General features: G+C 71.0%; 18 protein-coding genes. 13 read left to right on the forward strand and 5 right to left on the reverse strand.

Features of this window, described 5'->3' with window-relative positions; translation table 11 throughout:
- Nucleotides 1-38 precede the first annotated feature (38 nt).
- Complete coding sequence (locus ABEA26_RS08135; RefSeq protein WP_345590549.1) at nucleotides 39-722, reverse strand: glycerophosphodiester phosphodiesterase; 684 nt, start codon at nucleotides 720-722, stop codon at nucleotides 39-41.
- 227 nt (nucleotides 723-949) lie between these two features.
- On the opposite strand from ABEA26_RS08135, the gene ABEA26_RS08140 reads away from it, so the two are divergent.
- The 4 genes from ABEA26_RS08140 to ABEA26_RS08155 all read left to right on the forward strand — a co-directional run bounded on the left by ABEA26_RS08140 (nucleotide 950) and on the right by ABEA26_RS08155 (nucleotide 4907).
- Entirely contained in the window at nucleotides 950-2353 is a 1404-nt protein-coding gene (locus ABEA26_RS08140; RefSeq protein ID WP_345590551.1) for a DUF6421 family protein, read from the forward strand.
- A gap of 71 nt (nucleotides 2354-2424) precedes the next feature.
- Nucleotides 2425-3171: an SDR family NAD(P)-dependent oxidoreductase gene (locus ABEA26_RS08145; RefSeq protein ID WP_345590613.1), complete on the forward strand. Its 747-nt coding sequence runs from the start codon at nucleotides 2425-2427 to the stop codon at nucleotides 3169-3171.
- Nucleotides 3168-4238 carry a threonine aldolase family protein gene (locus ABEA26_RS08150; protein WP_345590553.1) on the forward strand — a complete coding sequence of 357 codons (1071 nt, stop codon included), beginning with the start codon at nucleotides 3168-3170 and terminating at the stop codon, nucleotides 4236-4238. The genes ABEA26_RS08145 and ABEA26_RS08150 overlap by 4 nt, the downstream gene beginning before the upstream one ends.
- Nucleotides 4239-4334: 96 nt before the next feature.
- Nucleotides 4335-4907: a transglutaminase-like domain-containing protein gene (locus ABEA26_RS08155; protein WP_345590555.1), complete on the forward strand. Its 573-nt coding sequence runs from the start codon at nucleotides 4335-4337 to the stop codon at nucleotides 4905-4907.
- A 10-nt stretch (nucleotides 4908-4917) separates the two neighbouring features.
- Here ABEA26_RS08155 and ABEA26_RS08160 read toward each other — a convergent pair whose 3' ends face one another.
- On the reverse strand, nucleotides 4918-5646 hold the full coding sequence (locus ABEA26_RS08160; protein ID WP_345590557.1) for a lysophospholipid acyltransferase family protein: 729 nt from the start codon (nucleotides 5644-5646) through the stop codon (nucleotides 4918-4920).
- 299 nt (nucleotides 5647-5945) lie between these two features.
- On the opposite strand from ABEA26_RS08160, the gene ABEA26_RS08165 reads away from it, so the two are divergent.
- The 5 genes from ABEA26_RS08165 to ABEA26_RS08185 all read left to right on the forward strand — a co-directional run bounded on the left by ABEA26_RS08165 (nucleotide 5946) and on the right by ABEA26_RS08185 (nucleotide 10490).
- Nucleotides 5946-6326, forward strand: coding sequence for a TlpA family protein disulfide reductase (locus ABEA26_RS08165; protein WP_345590559.1), 381 nt, complete (start codon nucleotides 5946-5948; stop codon nucleotides 6324-6326).
- Between the two features lie 145 nt (nucleotides 6327-6471).
- Entirely contained in the window at nucleotides 6472-6981 is a 510-nt protein-coding gene (locus ABEA26_RS08170; protein WP_345590561.1) for a flavin reductase family protein, read from the forward strand.
- Between the two features lie 221 nt (nucleotides 6982-7202).
- Entirely contained in the window at nucleotides 7203-7988 is a 786-nt protein-coding gene (locus ABEA26_RS08175; RefSeq protein ID WP_345590563.1) for an electron transfer flavoprotein subunit beta/FixA family protein, read from the forward strand.
- A gap of 82 nt (nucleotides 7989-8070) precedes the next feature.
- Nucleotides 8071-9033, forward strand: coding sequence for an electron transfer flavoprotein subunit alpha/FixB family protein (locus ABEA26_RS08180; protein ID WP_345590565.1), 963 nt, complete (start codon nucleotides 8071-8073; stop codon nucleotides 9031-9033).
- 158 nt (nucleotides 9034-9191) lie between these two features.
- Entirely contained in the window at nucleotides 9192-10490 is a 1299-nt protein-coding gene (locus tag ABEA26_RS08185) for a DUF6986 family protein (RefSeq protein ID WP_345590567.1), read from the forward strand.
- Between the two features lie 132 nt (nucleotides 10491-10622).
- Here the strand turns inward: ABEA26_RS08185 and ABEA26_RS08190 are convergent, their stop codons facing one another.
- Nucleotides 10623-11699: a LacI family DNA-binding transcriptional regulator gene (locus ABEA26_RS08190; RefSeq protein WP_345590568.1), complete on the reverse strand. Its 1077-nt coding sequence runs from the start codon at nucleotides 11697-11699 to the stop codon at nucleotides 10623-10625.
- A gap of 213 nt (nucleotides 11700-11912) precedes the next feature.
- Here ABEA26_RS08190 and ABEA26_RS08195 point away from each other — a divergent pair, with 213 nt between their 5' ends.
- The 3 genes from ABEA26_RS08195 (at nucleotide 11913) to ABEA26_RS08205 (ending at nucleotide 14402) form a co-directional block, all read left to right on the forward strand.
- Complete coding sequence (locus tag ABEA26_RS08195) at nucleotides 11913-12866, forward strand: ROK family protein (protein ID WP_345590569.1); 954 nt, start codon at nucleotides 11913-11915, stop codon at nucleotides 12864-12866.
- A gap of 134 nt (nucleotides 12867-13000) precedes the next feature.
- Entirely contained in the window at nucleotides 13001-13195 is a 195-nt protein-coding gene (locus tag ABEA26_RS08200; protein WP_345590570.1) for a hypothetical protein, read from the forward strand.
- 163 nt (nucleotides 13196-13358) lie between these two features.
- The gene (locus ABEA26_RS08205) at nucleotides 13359-14402 is read left to right on the forward strand and encodes an NUDIX hydrolase (RefSeq protein WP_345590571.1); all 1044 of its coding nucleotides are present in this window, start codon (nucleotides 13359-13361) and stop codon (nucleotides 14400-14402) included.
- 114 nt (nucleotides 14403-14516) lie between these two features.
- Here the strand turns inward: ABEA26_RS08205 and ABEA26_RS08210 are convergent, their stop codons facing one another.
- The gene (locus tag ABEA26_RS08210; RefSeq protein WP_345590572.1) at nucleotides 14517-15872 is read right to left on the reverse strand and encodes a dipeptidase; all 1356 of its coding nucleotides are present in this window, start codon (nucleotides 15870-15872) and stop codon (nucleotides 14517-14519) included.
- 145 nt (nucleotides 15873-16017) lie between these two features.
- Between ABEA26_RS08210 and ABEA26_RS08215 the strand changes: the two genes are divergently transcribed.
- Nucleotides 16018-17349, forward strand: a complete 1332-nt coding sequence (locus ABEA26_RS08215; RefSeq protein WP_345590574.1) for a geranylgeranyl reductase family protein — start codon at nucleotides 16018-16020, stop codon at nucleotides 17347-17349.
- Here ABEA26_RS08215 and ABEA26_RS08220 read toward each other — a convergent pair.
- Complete coding sequence (locus ABEA26_RS08220; protein WP_345590575.1) at nucleotides 17339-17791, reverse strand: nitroreductase family deazaflavin-dependent oxidoreductase; 453 nt, start codon at nucleotides 17789-17791, stop codon at nucleotides 17339-17341. The two genes, ABEA26_RS08215 and ABEA26_RS08220, sit on opposite strands and share 11 nt — an antisense overlap.
- Between the last annotated feature and the right edge of the window lie 194 nt (nucleotides 17792-17985).

Raw genomic sequence — 17985 nt, forward strand, 5'->3', positions numbered from 1 at the left:
CCGATCCGCTCGACCCTCCATGCCGATCCGCTCGACCTTCACGCGGTGAAGCGGCCGGTGCGTTTGATCTCCGGGTAGTCGGTGGTGGCACCGTCCAGGCCCAGGGCGCGCACCAGCCGCAGGTGGTCCTGGGTGTTCACCGTCCAGCAGAAGACCCGCAGACCGGCCTTGCGGGCCCGCTCCACGATCTCCAGCGTGATCCGGTTGATGTCCAGGCACAGCGTGCCCGCACCGGCGTCGACGGCACGGTCCACGACCTCGGGGCCGTAGTACTGCGCGACCAGGGCGGTCCGGACCCCGGGCACCAGCCGGGCGATCTCGGCGACCGCCTCGTCGTGGAACGAGATCACCTCCACCCGGTCCACCAGGTCTCGCCGGCGCATCACCTCGGCGAGCGTCCGTGCGGCCGTCACGTCCTTGATCTCGGCCTGCAACGGCACCGACACGGCGTCGAGCACCTCCTCGAAGACGGGGACGCGCTCCCCGCGGCCCGCGTCCAGCGCGCGCAGCTCCTCGAGGGTCTGTTCGGAGATCGCGCCCGTGCCGTCGGTGGTGCGGTCCACGTCCGCGTCGTGCATGACGACCAGCGCGCCGTCCTTGCTCAGGTGCAGGTCCAGTTCGACGACGTCGAGGCCGGCCTGCTCGGCGGCGACGAAGGAACGCAGGGTGTTCTCGGGTTCGACACCCATCACTCCGCGGTGACCGATGGTGAGGAAGTTCAAGGCTCGACTCGCTTCCGTCGACGGCGGCGATGGCAGGGCGCAGCCTAACGGCCCTGCGGGACCGTTTCCCCTCTGCCGCGCCTGGTATACGGGGCGCGGCATCCCGCAGGAAAAAATGCGGTGAAGCCTAGGGTCGGGCAGGATAATTTACGGAAGCTCCCCTTGCTGGGAGAAACCACCTATGCCTACGGTGTCCTGACGTGAGCTTCTCCCGTGGAGGATGGGACATGACGGAAATTCTTGTGCAGGTGGGTATGGAGGAGAATATTCCTCCAGTGAGCAGGGTGGTGGAGCACCCGGCATGGCCCGTGCTCAAGGATGCCGTGGAGCGGATCCGGCCATGGCAGTCCAAGGACGGGTCGATCGACTTCGACGCCGAGGACGCTCCCGGCCGGGCCGCCGCCGAGGACGCCGTACGCCGTGTCGCCGGCGCGGTCGAGGAGCTGTCCCCGCTCCTCCCGCACGACCGCGCCTACCACGAGGCCCTGGTGACGGACCTCGGGCGCTGGGCCGACGGTGGTTTCCAGGTGCCCGACTTCCTGGACTCGCTGCTGGCCTTCCAGCCGGCCGCGGACCGTGCCGACGGCCTCCAGCACCTGGTCGTCTTTCCGATGTACACGCAGAACGGCAACCCCGACCGCAACCTCGAAGCGGTCGTGCTGCGCATGGTCTGGCCCGACTGGCTGGCCGAACTGGAGCGCACCCGCTACGACAACCCGCTCTTCTGCGGCATCACCTTCGAGGACTTCACGGCCGGCTACGACACCAACTCGGCCGTCCTCTTCCCGGAGACCATCGCCGTGCGCGAGGCGCCGGAGCGCTTTTCATGGGGCGGCATCTTCTGCGACCGCGAGGCCGCCCGCTTCCGCCGTGTCACCGAGGCCGCTGTCGGGATCCTGGGCCTGGAGCTGCCCGAGGACGTCGCCGCGATGGTCGACGACCAGAAACGCTGCGAGGAGGCCTTCGTCCTGTGGGACATGGTCCACGACCGGACCCACAGCCACGGCGACCTGCCCTTCGACCCGTTCATGATCAAGCAGCGCCAGCCGTTCTGGATGTACGGCCTGGAGGAGCTGCGCTGCGACCTCACCGCCTTCAAGGAAGCCGTGAAACTGGCGGACGACGGCGTACCGCAGGCCCGTGACGTGCAGTACGCGGTCCTTTTCGACCGCATGTTCCGCTTTCCGGTCACCGGCGAACGCGTGCGCAACTACGACGGTCTCGGCGGCCAGCTCCTCTTCGCCTACCTGCACAAGCACGACGTCGTGCGCTGGACCGACAACAAGCTCTTCATCGACTGGCAGCGCGCCCCGCAGGTCACCAACCAGCTGTGCACCGAGATCGAGACGCTGTATCGGGACGGTATCGACCGTCCCAAGATCGTGCACTGGTTCGCCGGGTACGAACTGGTCTCTACGTACCTCGCCCCGCACCCGGGCTCGAAGTGGGCCAAGGGCCCCGACGCCCTGGACCTGACCCTGCCGCCGCGCAAACTCGTCGACGACGTGCTTCCGGACGAGTTTCCACTGAGCATGTTCTACGAGGCACTGTCCAAGAAGCTGAAGAGTGTGATCGCCTCGACCCGGGGCATCACGGCCACGACGGACGGCGCCGAGCGGGCCGCCGCGTGAGCGACGGCGGCGGCACGCGGGAACACGCCCAGCAGGCACAGGCACAGGCACAGGCACAGGAGGCGAGGACCATGGGGAACGGGGCGCTCGACGGCGCGGTGATCGCGGTCGCCGGAGCGGGCGGACCCGCCGGACGGGCCGCGCTGTTGCGGCTCGCCGAGGCGGGTGCGACGGTCGTCGGCTCGGACAACGACCCGGAGCGGCTGGCGGAGGCGGTGGACGCGGCGCGCTACGCGCAGGGCGGCGCCACGGTCACCGGTGAGACCGTCGACCTCCTCGACCTCGACTCCACCCGTGCGTGGGCCGACCGCATCGAGAAGGACTTCGGCCGGGTCGACGGCGTGGTCCACCTCGTCGGCGGCTGGCGCGGCAGCCAGACCTTCACCAAGACCGACCTCGGTGACTGGGACCTCCTGGAGAAGCTGCTGATCCGCACCGTCCAGCACACCTCCCTCGCCTTCCACGAGGCGCTGCAGCGCAGCGACCGCGGCCGCTACGTCCTGATCAGCGCGGCGGGCGCGAGCAGCCCCACCGCGGGGAACGCCGCCTACTCGGCCGCCAAGGCCGCCGCCGAGGCGTGGACGCTGGCCATGGCGGACTACTTCCGCAAGGCGGGGGGCGAGCAGGGACCGACGTCCGCGGCTGCGATCCTGGTGGTCAAGGCGTTGGTGCACGACGCGATGCGCGCCGAGCGCCCCAACGCGAAGTTCGCGGGCTTCACGGACGTACGGGACCTCGCCGAGGCCGTCACCGGAGTCTGGGAGAAGCCCGCCGCGGAAGTGAACGGAAACCGTCTGTGGCTGACCGAGAAGCCGTGAACCCACCGAAGACCGATGCGCGTCGCCATCACGACCCCGAGGTCCGCGGTTTCGCCAGTGACAACTACGCCGGGGCCCACCCGGAGGTGCTCGCCGCCCTGGCCCTGGCCAACGGCGGGCACCAGGTCGCGTACGGCGGGGACGAGTACACCGAGAACCTCCAGCGCGTGATCCGCAGCCACTTCGGCTCCGGCGCCGAGGCGTTCCCGGTCTTCAACGGCACCGGCGCCAACGTCGTCGCGCTCCAGGCGGTCACCGACCGCTGGGGGGCGGTGATCTGCGCCGAGAGCGCGCACATCAACGTCGACGAGGGCGGTGCCCCCGAGCGTATGGGCGGCCTGAAGCTGCTCACCGTCCCCACCCCCGACGGCAAGCTCACGCCCGACCTGATCGACCGGCAGGCGTACGGCTGGGACGACGAGCACCGCGCGATGCCGCAGGTCGTCTCGATCACCCAGAGCACCGAGCTCGGCACGCTGTACACGCCGGACGAGATCCGCGCCATCTGCGAGCACGCCCACGCGCACGGCATGAGGGTGCACCTGGACGGCTCCCGGATAGCCAATGCCGCCGCGTCGTTGGACGTGCCCATGCGGACGTTCACCAACGCGGTCGGCGTCGACCTGCTCTCACTCGGCGGCACGAAGAACGGCGCGCTGTTCGGCGAGGCGGTCGTGGTCCTCAACCAGGACGCCGTGCGCCACATGAGGCATCTGCGCAAGCTGTCGATGCAGCTCGCCTCCAAGATGCGCTTCGTGTCGGTACAGCTGGAGGCGCTGCTCGCCAAGGACCTGTGGCTGCGCAACGCCCGGCACGGCAACGAAATGGCCCAGCGCCTGGCCGAGGGTGTGCGCGCCGTGCACGGGGTGGAGATCCTCTATCCCGTGCAGGCCAACGCGGTCTTCGCCCGGCTGCCGCACGAGGTGAGTGAGCGTCTGCAGAAGCGGTTCCGCTTCTACTTCTGGGACGAGGCCGCGGGCGACGTGCGCTGGATGTGCGCCTTCGACACCGCCGAGGACGACGTCGACGCGTTCGTGGCCGCCCTCAAGGAGGAGATGGCGCGCTGACGGCTGGGTCTCCCCGGCGACACGACTATGCATAGGTATGCGATCACCTGAAAAGTCATTGACCGATGGGTGATCGCTTTCCTATGCTCTGCGAGTATGGAGCTGATCCAGAAATCCCCTGACCTGTCCGCCTACCTGGCCGCCGATGAGGTCATCGATCATGATCACCCGCGCGTACGGGAGGTGGCCGGGCGGCTCGCCGAGGAGGCGGAGGACTCGTATGCCTATGCGCGACTGGCTTTCGAGTTCGTGCGCGACACCATCCCGCACTCACAGGACTCGGGTGACCCCCGCGTCACCTGGCGCGCCTCCGACGTCCTGGAGCGGCGCACCGGCATCTGCTACGCCAAGGCCCACGCGCTGACCGCGCTGCTACGGGCCGAGGACATCCCGACCGCCCTGTGCTACCAGCGCTTCGACGTCGTGCACGGGCTGGTCGCCGTGCGGTTCAACGGTGCCTGGCACCGGCAGGACCCGCGCGGCAACAAGCCCGGCGTGAACGCCCAGTTCTCCCTGGGGCGGGAGCTGCTGGCCTTCACGCCGGACACCGCGGCCGGCGAGGCCGACTACCCGGACCTGTACGCCGAGCCGCATCCGGCCGTGGTGGACGTACTGAAGGCGGCCATCGACCGGCCGCACCTGTGGGCGACGCTGCCGCCCGCCCTGTGACGCGCTCGGCTCAGTGGGCCTCGGCCGTGCGCAGCTGCTCCTGCGTCGGGGCGGTGCCGCCGAGATGGGCCGGCATCCACCAGGTGTCGTCCGCTCCCTTGGGGCGCACCGGGTAGGCGCGCTGTGCGGCCTCCAGCAGCTCCTGCACCCGCTCGCGCAGCCGCCGGGTGATGGCACCCGCGTACTGCTCGCGGGATGCCTCCATGGCCTCGCCGACCCGGATCGTGATCGGGGTGTGGCTGCGCTTGAAATTGCGCGGGTGCCCCTTGGTCCACAGCCGCTGCGTGCCCCACACGGCCATCGGGATCAGCGGGACGCCGGCCTCCTGCGCCAGACGCGCGGCGCCCGACTTGAAGCTCTTCAGCGTGAACGACTCGGAGATCGTGGCCTCCGGGAAGACTCCGACGATCTCGCCGGACCGCAGCGAGTCCAGGGCGTGCGCGTACGCCGCCTCGCCCTGCTTGCGGTCCACCGGGATGTGCTTCATGTTGCGCATCAGCGGACCGGAGACCCGATGCCGGAAGACCGACTCCTTCGCCATGAAGCGCACCAGCCGCTTCTGGGGCAGCGCCGCCAGGCCGTCGAAGATGAAGTCCAGGTAGCTGATGTGGTTGCTCACCAGTACGGCGCCGCCCGAGCGCGGGATGTTCTCCGAACCCTGGCAGTCGATCTTGAGGTCCCACACCTTGAACAGGGCGCGGGCGAGACCGATGGCCGGGCGGTAGGCGAGTTCTGCCATGGGCGGGTCGGACCCTTCCTTGTCGGCCTGGGAAGGGGGCTCCCAGTCGAAAGTTACGCAGCCGTAGGTTTTCGGCTTGTCGCAGATCGTGCCCCAAGAACGGCCGGTGTACCAGCCTTCGTGCCCGCTCGCGGCGAGATCCTCATCACGTCATCCGCCGTTTCATGGCCGAAAAACGACGGTGAGCCGGGAATCTTCGCCGGCCCGTGAACGCTGCACGTGTGGACGACCGGACCGGTCCGCGCTGGACCAGGACCAGGGCCGGGCTGGTGGCGCGCACGGGTGACGTGCGCTCATGAGTGCCGCGGCGGCGGCAGAACGGAGGCGTGCGGGTGAGTGGGCAGGGCGACGGTGGGCGACTCGACACCTCCGGCCCGCGGCTCGAGGCGGCCGACCTCGGCGCCGAACTCGGCGCCCGCGCCACGCTCGTCCAGTTCTCCAGCGCGTTCTGCGCTCCCTGCCGGGCCACTCGGCGGATCCTCGGCGAGGTGGCAGGCATGGTCCCCGGCGTCGCCCATGTCGAGATCGACGCCGAGGCCCGCCTCGAACTCGTCCGCGCACTCGGCGTACTCAAGACCCCGACCGTCCTGGTCCTCGACGCCGACGGCCGCGTCGTGCGGCGCGCCGTGGGGCAGCCACGCAAGGCGGACGTGATCGCCGCACTGGGCGTGGCGGTGTGATTACCGCCACGTCTCCGGTGAGGCGTTCTCCACAGCTTCCCCCTCCCAGGACGTATTTGACTGTGTGTGCCACCCGTCGTCAGCCGGCCCGTATGCCTCCGCTCCCTCTCCTCGGGCCGAGGCGCAACGCAGAAGGACATTCCGAATGACGGCCACACCCGACCTCGCCGCGCCGCGGCTCGCCACCTCCGACCTGCTGCGGTCCGTCTTCCGGCGGCACGCGGCGGGGGTTTCCGTGATCACCGCGCGCGGTGACGCCGGCCCGGTGGGTTTCACGGCCACGTCCCTGACCTCCGTGTCCGCCGAGCCGCCGCTGCTCTCCTTCGGTATCGGCACCGACTCCTCCAGCTGGCCCGCGGTGTCCGAGGCCGAGTACGTCGGCGTCCACCTGCTCGGCGAGCACCAGCAGGACCTCGCGGCCACGTTCGCCCGCAGCGGCGCCGACCGCTTCGGCCCGCCCACCGCCTGGCGCGAGGGCCCCGAGGGCGTGCCCGTGCTGGACGACGTCCTCGCCTGGGTCGTGTGCCGCGTGGTCGGCCGGGTGCCCGCGGGGGACCATCGCATCGTGCTGGCGGAGGTGCTCCTCGGTGACTCCGCGGGCGTCGGCGGCCCTCTGCTGTACCACCAGGGGCGTTACAGCGGACTGCGTGACTGACCGGTCACCGGGACACTTCTCTGCGAAGCCGTCGGGTTCCGGTTACGCTGCGTTGCGAAGGTCACAGTTCAAAGCGCTTGCTTAGCGGGAAAGAACTGGGTGTACTGACGAGTAATATTCCGGGCGGAGCGCAGGTCGCCCCGACCGGGATCGGCCGCTTGGGGCGCCTATGCTGCCTGCAAGAGGCAGCACTGAAATGTCGATGCAGTAGGAGAGCCGGCGTGAGCTTGAGGATCGTTGTCACTGTGAAGTACGTGCCCGACGCCACTGGCGACCGGCACTTCGCCGATGACCTGACCGTCGACCGGGACGACGTGGACGGGCTGCTCTCCGAGCTGGACGAGTACGCGGTCGAGCAGGCGCTGCAGATCTCGGAAGCAGGCGACGACGTGGAGATCACCGTCCTGACGGTGGGTCCGGAGGACGCCAAGGACGCGCTGCGCAAGGCGCTGTCCATGGGCGCGGACAAGGCGATCCACGTCGAGGACGACGACCTGCACGGCACCGACGCCATCGGCACCTCCCTGGTGCTGGCCAAGGCGATCGAGAAGGCCGGCTACGACCTGGTCATCTCCGGCATGGCCTCCACCGACGGCACCATGGGCGTCGTACCGGCGCTGCTCGCGGAGCGCCTGGGCGTGCCGCAGGTGACGCTGCTGTCCGAGGTCTCCGTCGAGGGCGGCACGGTCAAGGGCCGCCGCGACGGCGACTCGGCCACGGAGCAGCTGGAGGCGTCGCTGCCGGCCGTCGTGTCGGTCACCGATCAGTCGGGCGAGGCGCGCTACCCGTCCTTCAAGGGCATCATGGCGGCCAAGAAGAAGCCGGTTCAGGCCTGGGACCTGTCCGACCTCGACATCGACGAGGACGAGGTCGGCCTCGAGAACGCCTACACCACGGTCGACTCGGCGACCGAGCGCCCGGCGCGCACCGCGGGCACGATCGTCAAGGACGAGGGCGAGGGTGGCAAGCAGCTCGCCGCCTTCCTCGCGGAGCGAAAGTTCGTGTAGCCCCTCGCGGGCCAGAGGTTCGTCTGAGCCCCGGATTCGCCGACCGCCCCTCACATCTCGCAAGCAGGAGAGAAGAAGTCCCATGGCTGAAGTTCTCGTCTACGTCGACCACGTGGACGGTGCCGTCCGCAAGCCCACCCTGGAGTTGCTGACGCTCGCCCGCCGCATCGGCGACCCGGTCGCCGTGGCCCTCGGCAGTGGCGCCGCGGACACCGCCGCCACGCTCGCCGAGCACGGCGCGGTGAAGGTCCTCACCCACGAGGCCGCCGAGTACGCCGACTACCTGGTCGTACCCAAGGTGGACGCCCTCCAGGCCGCCCACGAGGCCGTCTCCCCGGCCGCCGTGCTGGTCCCCTCCTCCACGGAGGGCAAGGAGATCGCCGCCCGTCTGGCGCTGCGCCTGGGCTCCGGCATCATCACCGACGCCGTCGACCTGGAGGCCGGCGACAAGGGCCCGGTGGCCACCCAGTCGGTGTTCGCCGCCGCCTTCACCACCAAGTCCCATGTCTCCAAGGGCACCCCGGTCATCACGGTCAAGCCCAACTCGGCCGCCGTCGAGCCGGCCCCGGCCGCCGGCGTGGTCGAGGCCCTGTCGGTGTCCTTCTCCGCCCAGGCGACCGGCACCAAGGTCACCGCGCGCACGCCGCGTGAGTCGACCGGCCGCCCGGAGCTGACCGAGGCCGCGATCGTCGTCTCCGGCGGCCGTGGTGTCAACGGCGCGGAGAACTTCGCGATCATCGAGGCGCTGGCCGACTCGCTCGGCGCGGCCGTCGGTGCCTCGCGCGCCGCGGTGGACGCCGGCTGGTACCCGCACACCAACCAGGTCGGCCAGACCGGCAAGTCGGTCTCGCCGCAGCTCTACATCGCCTCCGGCATCTCGGGCGCGATCCAGCACCGCGCCGGTATGCAGACCTCGAAGACCATCGTGGCGGTCAACAAGGACGCCGAGGCCCCGATCTTCGAGCTGGTCGACTACGGCGTCGTCGGCGACCTCTTCGACGTCGTCCCGCAGCTGACCGAGGAAGTCAAGACCCGCAAGGGCTGACATCCACTCGTTGCGCCTGCCGAGGCCCCCGCGACCGTCCTTCCTGGTCGCGGGGGCCTCGGCGTCTGCGCAGGATGGTGTTGACCCACGCGGGACCGACAGATAACTTCGCTCTACGGATTATTGATTCCGTTCAGCGGAAAGCAGGAGGATGTGGGATGGGTCAGCAGGAGAAGGTGGCGACGAGTCTCGCGGGCGCCGTCGGCGAGGAGATCAGTGCCTCCCTCGCACCGGTCGACGCGGAGCTGGAGCGCCGCTACCCCGGAGACCCGGGCACCCGCCAGCCCGTCCACACGGTCTACGTCCCCGGCGACGTCTTCGCCGCCGACACGATCCGCTCCTGGGGCGACCGGGCGCTGGCCGCCCTCGACGAACACGCCCCCGACGCCGCGTCCTTCGCCGCCGTCCTCGGCCTCACCGAGGACCTCGCCGAGCCGGTGTACACCCGCGTACGCGCCAAACTGGAGCGCGAGCCGATCGAAGACCTCCGCGTCGACTTCGAGGACGGCTACGGCAACCGCACGGACGCCGAGGAGGACGAGGCCGCCGCCCGCGCGGCCCGGCTGATCGCCGAGGCGTACGAACAGGGCACCGCGGCCCCGTACATGGGCATCCGCATGAAGTGCATGGAGGCTCCGGTGCGCGCCCGGGGCATCCGCACGCTCGACGTCTTCCTCAGCGGTCTGATGGAGGCCGGCGGCCTGCCCGACGGGCTGGTCCTCACCCTGCCGAAGGTGACCTACCCCGAACAGGTCACCGCCATGGTGCGGCTCCTGGAGGCCTTCGAGAAGGCCCGCGGCCTGGAGCCCGGCCGCATCGGCTTCGAGATCCAGGTCGAGACCAGCCAGTCCATCCTGGCCGCCGACGGCACCGCCGCCGTCGCCCGTATGATCCAGGCCGCCGAGGGCCGCGCCACCGGCCTGCACTACGGCACCTTCGACTACAGCGCCTGCCTCGGCGTCTCCGCCGCCCACCAGGCCAGCGACCACCCGGCCGCCGACCACGCCAAGGCGGTCATGCAGGTCGCCGCCGCGGGCACCGGCGTGCGGGTCTCGGACGGTTCCACCAACGTCCTGCCCGTCGGCCCCACCGAGAAGGTCCACGACGCCTGGCGCCTGCACTTCGGTCTCACCCGCCGTGCGCTGGCCCGCGCCTACTACCAGGGCTGGGACATGCACCCCGGTCACATCCCGACCCGGTACGCGGCCGTCTTCGCCTTCTACCGCGAGGGCTTCGAGCAGGCCGCCGCCCGCCTCGCCCGCTACGCCAACCGCACCGGCGGCGACGTCATGGACGAGCCCGCCACCGCCAAGGCCCTGAGCGGCCATCTGCTGCGCGGACTGGACTGCGGCGCCCTCGACATCGGCGAGGTCGCCCGGCTGACCGGCCTGACCCGCGCCGACCTGGAAGGCTTCTCGTCCCCGCGGCGCGGTGATCTCACGGCATCGGCGCAGTAGGCGGCCGGATCCCGGGGAGTGGTTCGTCCGTCCGGCCTGGAGCGCACTCACCGCTCCAGGCCGGACGCCGTCATCCCCGGCGAGCAGTCGCGTACCCCCCGCGGGGACCCCCGGCCGTCCGTCATGGGCCGCTCACTGTGACGGTGGGAGCTCGCCCGAGCCCCGGGTGACCAGCCTGGTCGGCAGTTCGATGCGGTCGGGCGCGAGCAGTGTGCCGTCCAGCTGGCGGAAGAGCCGCTCGGCGGCGGTCCGGCCGAGGGCCGCGGCGTCCTGAGCGACCACGGTGACGCCCGGCTGGAGCAGGTCGGCCAGCTCGATGTCGTCGAAGCCGACGAGGGCGACGCCGCGGGTCTGCTCGGCGAGGACGCGGATCACGGTGACCGTCACCCGGTTGTTGCCGGTGAAGATCGCGGTGACCGGGTTCGGGTCGGCGAGCATCTCCTCGGCGGCCCGGCGTACCCGCACGGGGTCGGTGACGCCCAGGGACATCCAGGAGTCCTTCGCGGGTATGCCCGCGTCCTCCATGGCGGCCCGGTAGCCGCGCAGCCGCTCGGCGGCTGTGTGGATGCGGGGCATGTCACCGATGAAGCCGATCCTGCGGTGCCCGTGCGCGATGAGGTGGGCCACGCCGTCGCGGGCACCGCCGAAGTTGTCGGACACCACCACGTCCGCGTCGATCCGACCCGCCGGACGGTCCACGAACACCGTGGCGACGCCGGCCTTCAGCTCCGGCTCCAGATACCGGTGGTCGTCCCCGGCGGGGATCACCACCAGCCCGTCCACGCGTCGCGCGCACAGCGCCAGCACCAGTTCCTGCTCGCGGTCCGGGTCCTCCGCGCTGGACCCGTTGATCAGCAGGGCGCCGTGGGCGCGGGCCACCTCCTCCACGGCGCGGCTGAGCGGCCCGTAGAAGGGGTCGGCGAGGTCCTCCAGGACCAGGCCGATGCTGGCGGTACGGCCCTTGCGGAGTACCCGCGCGCTGTCGTTGCGGCGGAAGCCGAGCGCGTCGATGGCCTCCTGGACGCGGCGTTCGGTCTCGGGGGTGACGCCCGGCTCCCCGTTGACCACCCGCGAGACGGTCTTGAGGCCGACCCCCGCCCGGGCGGCCACGTCCTTCATGGTCGGGCGGTTGCCGTATCGGTTCCCGGGAAGGTGGGCTGCGCGGCGGGTCGTGTCGGGCACGATGCGGTGTCCTGTCCTGTCGTCCACGGGATTGCGTCGGCTCCTGTTGTCCACGGGGATGTGTCGGTCATGGGTTTGTATGAGGATGTGGCGTCGAGCATAGAGCCTGGACAACGTTGTCAGATGCGGGGGACACTGTTCGTCGCACTCTCCGGTCCTCGTCCCCACCGCGGGACCGGTTCGCTGCGTGTTCTTGTGTTCGTCATTCTTCATTCGGTCCGACGGGGAGATCCGACTCTGATGCACACCGACCTCGTGGCAGCGCTGGACATCGGCGGCACCAAGATCGCCGGCGCGCTGGTGGACGGCCACGGCCGTATCCAGGCGCGTGCCCAGCGCGCGACGCCCGCCCAGAAGGACGGTGACACCGTGATGCGGGCCGTCGAAGCCGTGCTCACGGAGCTGACCACGTCGCCGCTGTGGGGACGGGCCACGGCCGTCGGCATCGGCAGTGCCGGCCCGGTGGACGCCTCCGCCGGCACGGTCAGCCCGGTGAACGTGCCCGGCTGGCGCGACTACCCGCTCGTCCGGCGGGTCCGGGAAGCCGCCGGTGACCTGCCCGTCGAGCTGATCGGCGACGGTGTGGCCATCACGGCGGCCGAACACTGGCAGGGCGCGGCCCGCGGGCACGACAACGCGCTGTGCATGGTCGTCTCGACGGGCGTCGGCGGTGGTCTGGTCCTGGGTGGCCGGCTGCACCCCGGACCGACCGGCAACGCCGGTCACATCGGCCACATCAGCGTGGACCTGGACGGCGATCCGTGCCCGTGCGGCGCGCGCGGCTGCGTGGAGCGCATAGCGAGCGGTCCCAACATCGCGCGGCGCGCCCTCGACGCCGGATGGCGTCCCGACCCCGACGAGGACACCTCGGCCGCGGCGGTCGCCGCCGCCGCCCGGCTGGGCGATCCCGTCGCCGTGGCGTCGTTCGAGCGGGCCGCGCAGGCGCTGGCCGCCGGTATCGCCGCCACCGCGACCCTCGTCGAGATCGACATCGCCGTGGTCGGCGGGGGCGTCGCCAAGGCGGGCGACGTGCTTTTCGACCCGCTCCGCAAGGCCCTGACCGCGTACGCGACCCTGTCCTTCGTGCGGCGCCTGGAGGTCGTCCCCGCTCAGATGGGTACCGACGCGGGGTTGGTGGGAGCGGCCGCGGCGGCGCTGACGAGGACGGCGGGGGCGGCTCCGGCGGGGGTCTGAGCGTACGCGGGGCACTCCCGGCGGCCGCGGCGCCCTGGCGGCCGGCTCAGCAGGATGGTGGTGTTTCGCTGCCCGGAGGTGCCACATCAGTGGCCGGCCGTGACCGCCACCCGGCCGACGCAGTTGGACCAGCCATGAAGAAGCGCAGCATGCTCGCCCTCGCGTCCCTGGCCACCGGTTTCGTCGTCGCGGCCGTCACGCCCTCCCACGCCGCTCCGAGTGAACTCCCGCTCGGCCTCGACGTGGAGGACACCGTCAGCACCGTCCAGGACACGGTCGCCACCGAGAACCTGCCCCTGGGCGACGGCGACCTCGGGCAGCGGGGCTGACGTACACCGTCCGACGCATCACCCGCGCCACCCGCACCACGCGGCGCCGGTGCCCCTTCCCCGAGGGGCGCCGGCGCCGCCGCCGTAAGCCCTCATCAGCGCCTGGTTTCCGTGGCAGGGTGGAGCGGGCAAGCCTCAGGGGGCCAACAGAAGAGGGGGACCTGTGACCGTCGTCTGGATCAACGGCGCGTTCGGTGCGGGGAAGACCACCACCGCACGGGAACTGATCGAACTGATCCCGAACAGCACACTCTTCGACCCCGAGGTCATCGGCGGAACGCTCGCACACCTGCTGCCGCCCAAACGCCTCGCCGAGGTCGGCGACTTCCAGGACCTGCCGATCTGGCGCCGCCTCGTGACCGACACCGCGGCCGCGATGCTCGCCGAGCTCGGCGGGACCCTCGTCGTCCCCATGACCCTGCTGCGGCAGGAGTACCGCGACGAGATCTTCGGCGGCCTCGCCGCCCGCCGCATCGCGGTCCGGCACGTCCTGCTCGCTCCGGCGGAAACGATCCTGCGGGAGCGGATAACGGGTCGCGAGATACCGGAGGACCTGATCGACGGAGAGATACGCGTACGGCAGTGGTCGTACGACCACATCGAGCCGTACCGGGCCGCACTCGCCTCCTGGCTGGCCGCCGACGCCCACCCGGTCGACACCGGTGCGCTCACCCCGTACGAGGCCGCCGTCAGGATAGCCGAGGCCGTCGGTACCGGCTCCGCGCCGGCCTGCGACATCGTGCAGACGCCCGAGCCCACCGCCGAGACCGTCGCGGCCGGTGTCCTGCTCTTCGACGAACAGGACCGGGTGCTGCTCGTCGACCCCACCTACAAGCCCGGCTGGGAGTTCCCCGGCGGCATCGTCGAACCCGGTGAGGCGCCCGCCCGCGCCGGGATGCGCGAGGTCGCCGAGGAGACCGGGATCCGCCTCGACGACGTACCCGCCCTGCTGGTCGTCGACTGGGAACCGCCCACGCCCCCGGGCTACGGCGGTCTGCGTCTGCTCTTCGACGGCGGTCGGCTCGACTCCGCCGACGCCGGCCGTGTCCTGCTGCCCGGCCCCGAGCTGCGCGCCTGGCGCTTCGTCACCGAGGAGGAGGCCGCCGGCCTGCTGCCCCCGGTCCGCTACGAGCGGCTGCGCTGGGCGCTGCGAGCCCGGGAACGCGGTGCGGCACTGTACCTGGAGGCGGGCACCCCGGTCGGCTGACGTCGGCCGACCGCCCCGTAGGTACGCGCCGATTCCCGCGTTGCCTCCGCCGCCCGGGCGGTCACCGGGTCGCTGTCACCGAGGCGGGCCACCCCCGTTCCCGACCGGGACCGCTCAGCTCGCCGCGTAGTTGCGCAGGAACAGGGCCTCCGTCACCGACAGCCGCTCCAGTTCCTCGGGGGACACGCTCTCGTTCACGGCGTGGATCTGCGCCTCCGGCTCGCTCAGGCCGATCAGCAGGATCTCCGCCCGCGGGTAGAGCCCGGCCAGGGTGTTGCACAGCGGGATGGAGCCGCCCTGACCGGCGTACTGCATCTCCTCGCCCGGGTACGCTACCGCCATCGCGTCCGCCATGGCCCGGTACGCCGGGCTGGCGGTGTCGGCGCGGAACGCCTGGCCCTGACCGATCTGCTCGACGCCGACCCGCGCACCCCACGGCGTACGCGCCTCCAGGTGGGCCTGGAGCAGCTTGGTGGCCTCGGCGGCGTCCACGCCCGGCGGCACCCGCAGGCTGACCAGCGCGCGGGCGCCCGCCTGCACCGACGGGGTGGCGCCGACGACCGGCGGGCAGTCGATGCCGAGCACCGTGACGGCCGGCCGCGCCCAGATCCGGTCGGCGACCGAGCCGGAACCGATCAGTTCGACGCCGTCCAGTACCCGGGCGTCCCGGCGGAACTGCTCCTCGTCGTAGACCAGGCCCGCCCACTCTCCGTCCGCCGCGAGTCCGTCGACGGTCGTCGAGCCGTCCTCGGCGCGCAGGGAGTCCAGTACGCGGATCAGGGCGGCCAGCGCGTCGGGCGCCGCGCCGCCGAACTGACCGGAGTGCAGGTTGCCTTCGAGCGTGTCGACCTTCACTCGGACGAGCGTCATGCCACGCAGCGTCGCGGTGACCGTCGGCAGCCCGACCCGGAAGTTGCCCGCGTCGCCGATGACGATGGTGTCGGCGGCCAGCAGCTCGGGGTGCTGTTCTGCGTACCGCTCCAGGCCGCCCGTGCCCTGCTCCTCCGAACCCTCGGCGATCACCTTGACGTGCACCGGCACGCCACCGTTCGCCTTCAGCGCGCGCAGTGCGAGCAGGTGCATGAGCACGCCGCCCTTGCAGTCGGCCGCGCCGCGCCCGTACCAGCGCCCGTCGCGCTCGGTCAGTTCGAACGGCGGGGTCGCCCAGCCGTCCTCGTCCAGCGGCGGCTGCACGTCGTAGTGGGCGTAGAGCAGGACCGTCTTCGCGCCCTCGGGTCCGGGCAGGTACCCGTAGACCGACTGCGTGCCGTCCGGCGTGTCGAGCAGGTCGACGTCCTGGAAGCCCTCGGCGCGCAGAGCGGCCGCTATCCAGTTGGCGGCGCCCACGCTCTCGCTGCGCGGGAACTGGTCGAAGTCCGCCACCGACTTGAAGGCCACCAGCGCGGTGAGTTCCTCCTTCGCCCTGGGCATCAGGGAGGAGACGGTCTCGGCGACCGGATTCGACGACATGGGCACGCTCCTTGTGGGTGCGACGTTGTACCGAGGAGTACTGGGATTGGTAGGCCCGATCCTCCCACAGTGGCCTGCGGCGATGCCCGCCGTAGGATGCGGGGGTCAGGTGCGGCATGCGGTTTGTTGGGAGCAGTAGACCATCGTGAGCAGCGAGAACTCTTCGGCGGACGACACGCGTCAGGTCTGGGACGTGGTCGTGGTGGGCGCGGGACCGGCGGGGGCCTCGGCCGCCTATGCGGCGGCGGTCGCGGGGCGGCGCGTGCTGTTGCTGGAGAAGGCGGAGCTGCCCCGCTACAAAACCTGTGGCGGCGGCATCATCGGTCCCTCGCGCGACTCCCTTCCGCCCGGCTTCGAGTTGCCCTTCCGGGACCGTGTTCACGCGGTGACGTTCTCGAACAACGGGCGGTTCACCCGGACCCGGCGGTCCCGGCAGATGCTGTTCGGGCTGATCAACCGGCCCGAGTTCGACCAACAGCTCGTCGAGCACGCGCAGAAGGCGGGCGCCGAGCTGCGCACCGGGGTATCGGTGACGCGGGTGGAGCAGCACGGGTCTGCGGTGCCGGACCGGCGCACGGTCGCCGTCGTCCTGCAGGGTGGGGAGACGGTGCTGGCGCGGTCCGTCGTCGGCGCGGACGGCAGTGCCAGCCGGATAGGGGCACACGTCGGGGTGAAGCTCGACCAGGTCGACCTCGGTCTGGAGGTGGAGATCCCGGTGCCGGAGACGGTGGCCGAGGACTGGAAGGGGCGGGTCCTCATCGACTGGGGGCCGCTGCCCGGCAGTTACGGCTGGGTCTTCCCCAAGGGCGACACGCTCACGGTCTGGGTGATCTCGGCGCGCGGCGAGGGCGCGGCGACCAAGCGGTACCTGGAGGATTTCGTCGCCCGGCTCGGCCTCGCCGGCTTCGAACCGAGTATCTCCTCCGGACATCTGACGCGCTGCCGTGCCGACGACTCGCCGCTGTCGCGCGGGCGGGTCCTGGTCTGCGGAGACGCGGCGGGGCTTTTGGAGCCGTGGACCCGTGAGGGAATCTCCTTCGCCCTGCGCTCCGGACGGCTCGCGGGGGAGTGGGCGGTGCGACTCTCCGAGGCGCACGACGCCGTGGACGTGCGCAAGCAGGCCCTGAACTACGCCTTCGCGATCAAGGCCGGGCTCGGCGTCGAGATGAGCGTCGGCAAGCGGATGCTGGCGCTGTTCGAGCGCCGGCCAGGGCTCTTCCACGCGGCCCTGACCGGTTTCCGCCCGGCCTGGAAGGCGTTCAAGGACATCACCCAGGGCTCGACCTCGCTGGGTGAGCTGGTCCGCAGCTACCCGCTGGCACAGCGGGCGCTGGCGGCTGTCGACCGCCGGACCGCGGTCGCGGGGGACTCCGCAAGTACTGCGGGTGGCTCGGGTGGCTCGGGCGGCGCGAGTGCTTCGGATGCTCCGAGTGGTCCAGGTGCTGCGGGCACTACGGGTGACGAGGTCAGCTCCTGACCTCGATCCGGAAGACGGGGTGGTCGGCGGCGGACGCCATGATCTCCTCGTCGGAGGACTTGGCGGTGACTCCCTGGAAGTACTGGTTCACCTCCCACCCCCACTTCTCCAGGTAGGTCCGCAGGATCGGGAGCTTGTGCTCGTCGGGGAGTTCCACCGCGGTGAAGGCGCGGACCTTGCGTCCGACGCGCAGTTCCCCGCCTCCGGCGGCGCGCATGTTGCGTACCCACTGGGAGTGACCGCGGGCCGAGACGAGGTACTGGCCGTCGCCGTGGACGTGGGGGTTCACGGGGATCCGCTGCATCTGCCCGCTCTTGCGGCCGCGGACGGACATCTCCGCGGCGCCGGCGAGACTGACACCGTGCCGGGCCAGCCAGCCGATGACGCCGTTGAGCCGGACGGTGACCGGGCTGCCCTTGCGGTAGTACGGCGTTGATGACATCGGTGACCCCCAGGTCGCTTAGGTGTGAGAGCGATAATGCGAGCGCCGCTCGCTTTTGTGAGCACCGCTCTCGCTTCGTGTTCGAGTGTGCCTGACATCGGCACGGGAATCAAGAGCAGTGCTCTCGCTTGCGTGCGGCGCCCTTCCTTGTGTGCGTTGCTCGTGTCCGCGTGCGCTGCTCTTGTGTGCGTGCA

The organism is Streptomyces marokkonensis (assembly GCF_039539045.1).
Taxonomy (GTDB): domain Bacteria; phylum Actinomycetota; class Actinomycetes; order Streptomycetales; family Streptomycetaceae; genus Streptomyces; species Streptomyces marokkonensis.

What these genes read in the sequence shown, in the direction of transcription:
- ABEA26_RS08160 (WP_345590557.1), bottom strand. Translation starts at nt 5,646, where the DNA reads ATGGCAGAACTCGCCTACCGCCCGGCCATCGGTCTCGCCCGCGCCCTG.
- ABEA26_RS08180 (WP_345590565.1), top strand. Translation starts at nt 8,071, where the DNA reads ATGGCTGAAGTTCTCGTCTACGTCGACCACGTGGACGGTGCCGTCCGC.
- ABEA26_RS08170 (WP_345590561.1), top strand. Translation starts at nt 6,472, where the DNA reads ATGACGGCCACACCCGACCTCGCCGCGCCGCGGCTCGCCACCTCCGAC.
- ABEA26_RS08195 (WP_345590569.1), top strand. Translation starts at nt 11,913, where the DNA reads ATGCACACCGACCTCGTGGCAGCGCTGGACATCGGCGGCACCAAGATC.
- ABEA26_RS08200 (WP_345590570.1), top strand. Translation starts at nt 13,001, where the DNA reads ATGAAGAAGCGCAGCATGCTCGCCCTCGCGTCCCTGGCCACCGGTTTC.
- ABEA26_RS08210 (WP_345590572.1), bottom strand. Translation starts at nt 15,872, where the DNA reads ATGTCGTCGAATCCGGTCGCCGAGACCGTCTCCTCCCTGATGCCCAGG.
- ABEA26_RS08155 (WP_345590555.1), top strand. Translation starts at nt 4,335, where the DNA reads ATGGAGCTGATCCAGAAATCCCCTGACCTGTCCGCCTACCTGGCCGCC.
- ABEA26_RS08140 (WP_345590551.1), top strand. Translation starts at nt 950, where the DNA reads ATGACGGAAATTCTTGTGCAGGTGGGTATGGAGGAGAATATTCCTCCA.
- ABEA26_RS08220 (WP_345590575.1), bottom strand. Translation starts at nt 17,791, where the DNA reads ATGTCATCAACGCCGTACTACCGCAAGGGCAGCCCGGTCACCGTCCGG.
- ABEA26_RS08185 (WP_345590567.1), top strand. Translation starts at nt 9,192, where the DNA reads ATGGGTCAGCAGGAGAAGGTGGCGACGAGTCTCGCGGGCGCCGTCGGC.
- ABEA26_RS08145 (WP_345590613.1), top strand. Translation starts at nt 2,425, where the DNA reads ATGGGGAACGGGGCGCTCGACGGCGCGGTGATCGCGGTCGCCGGAGCG.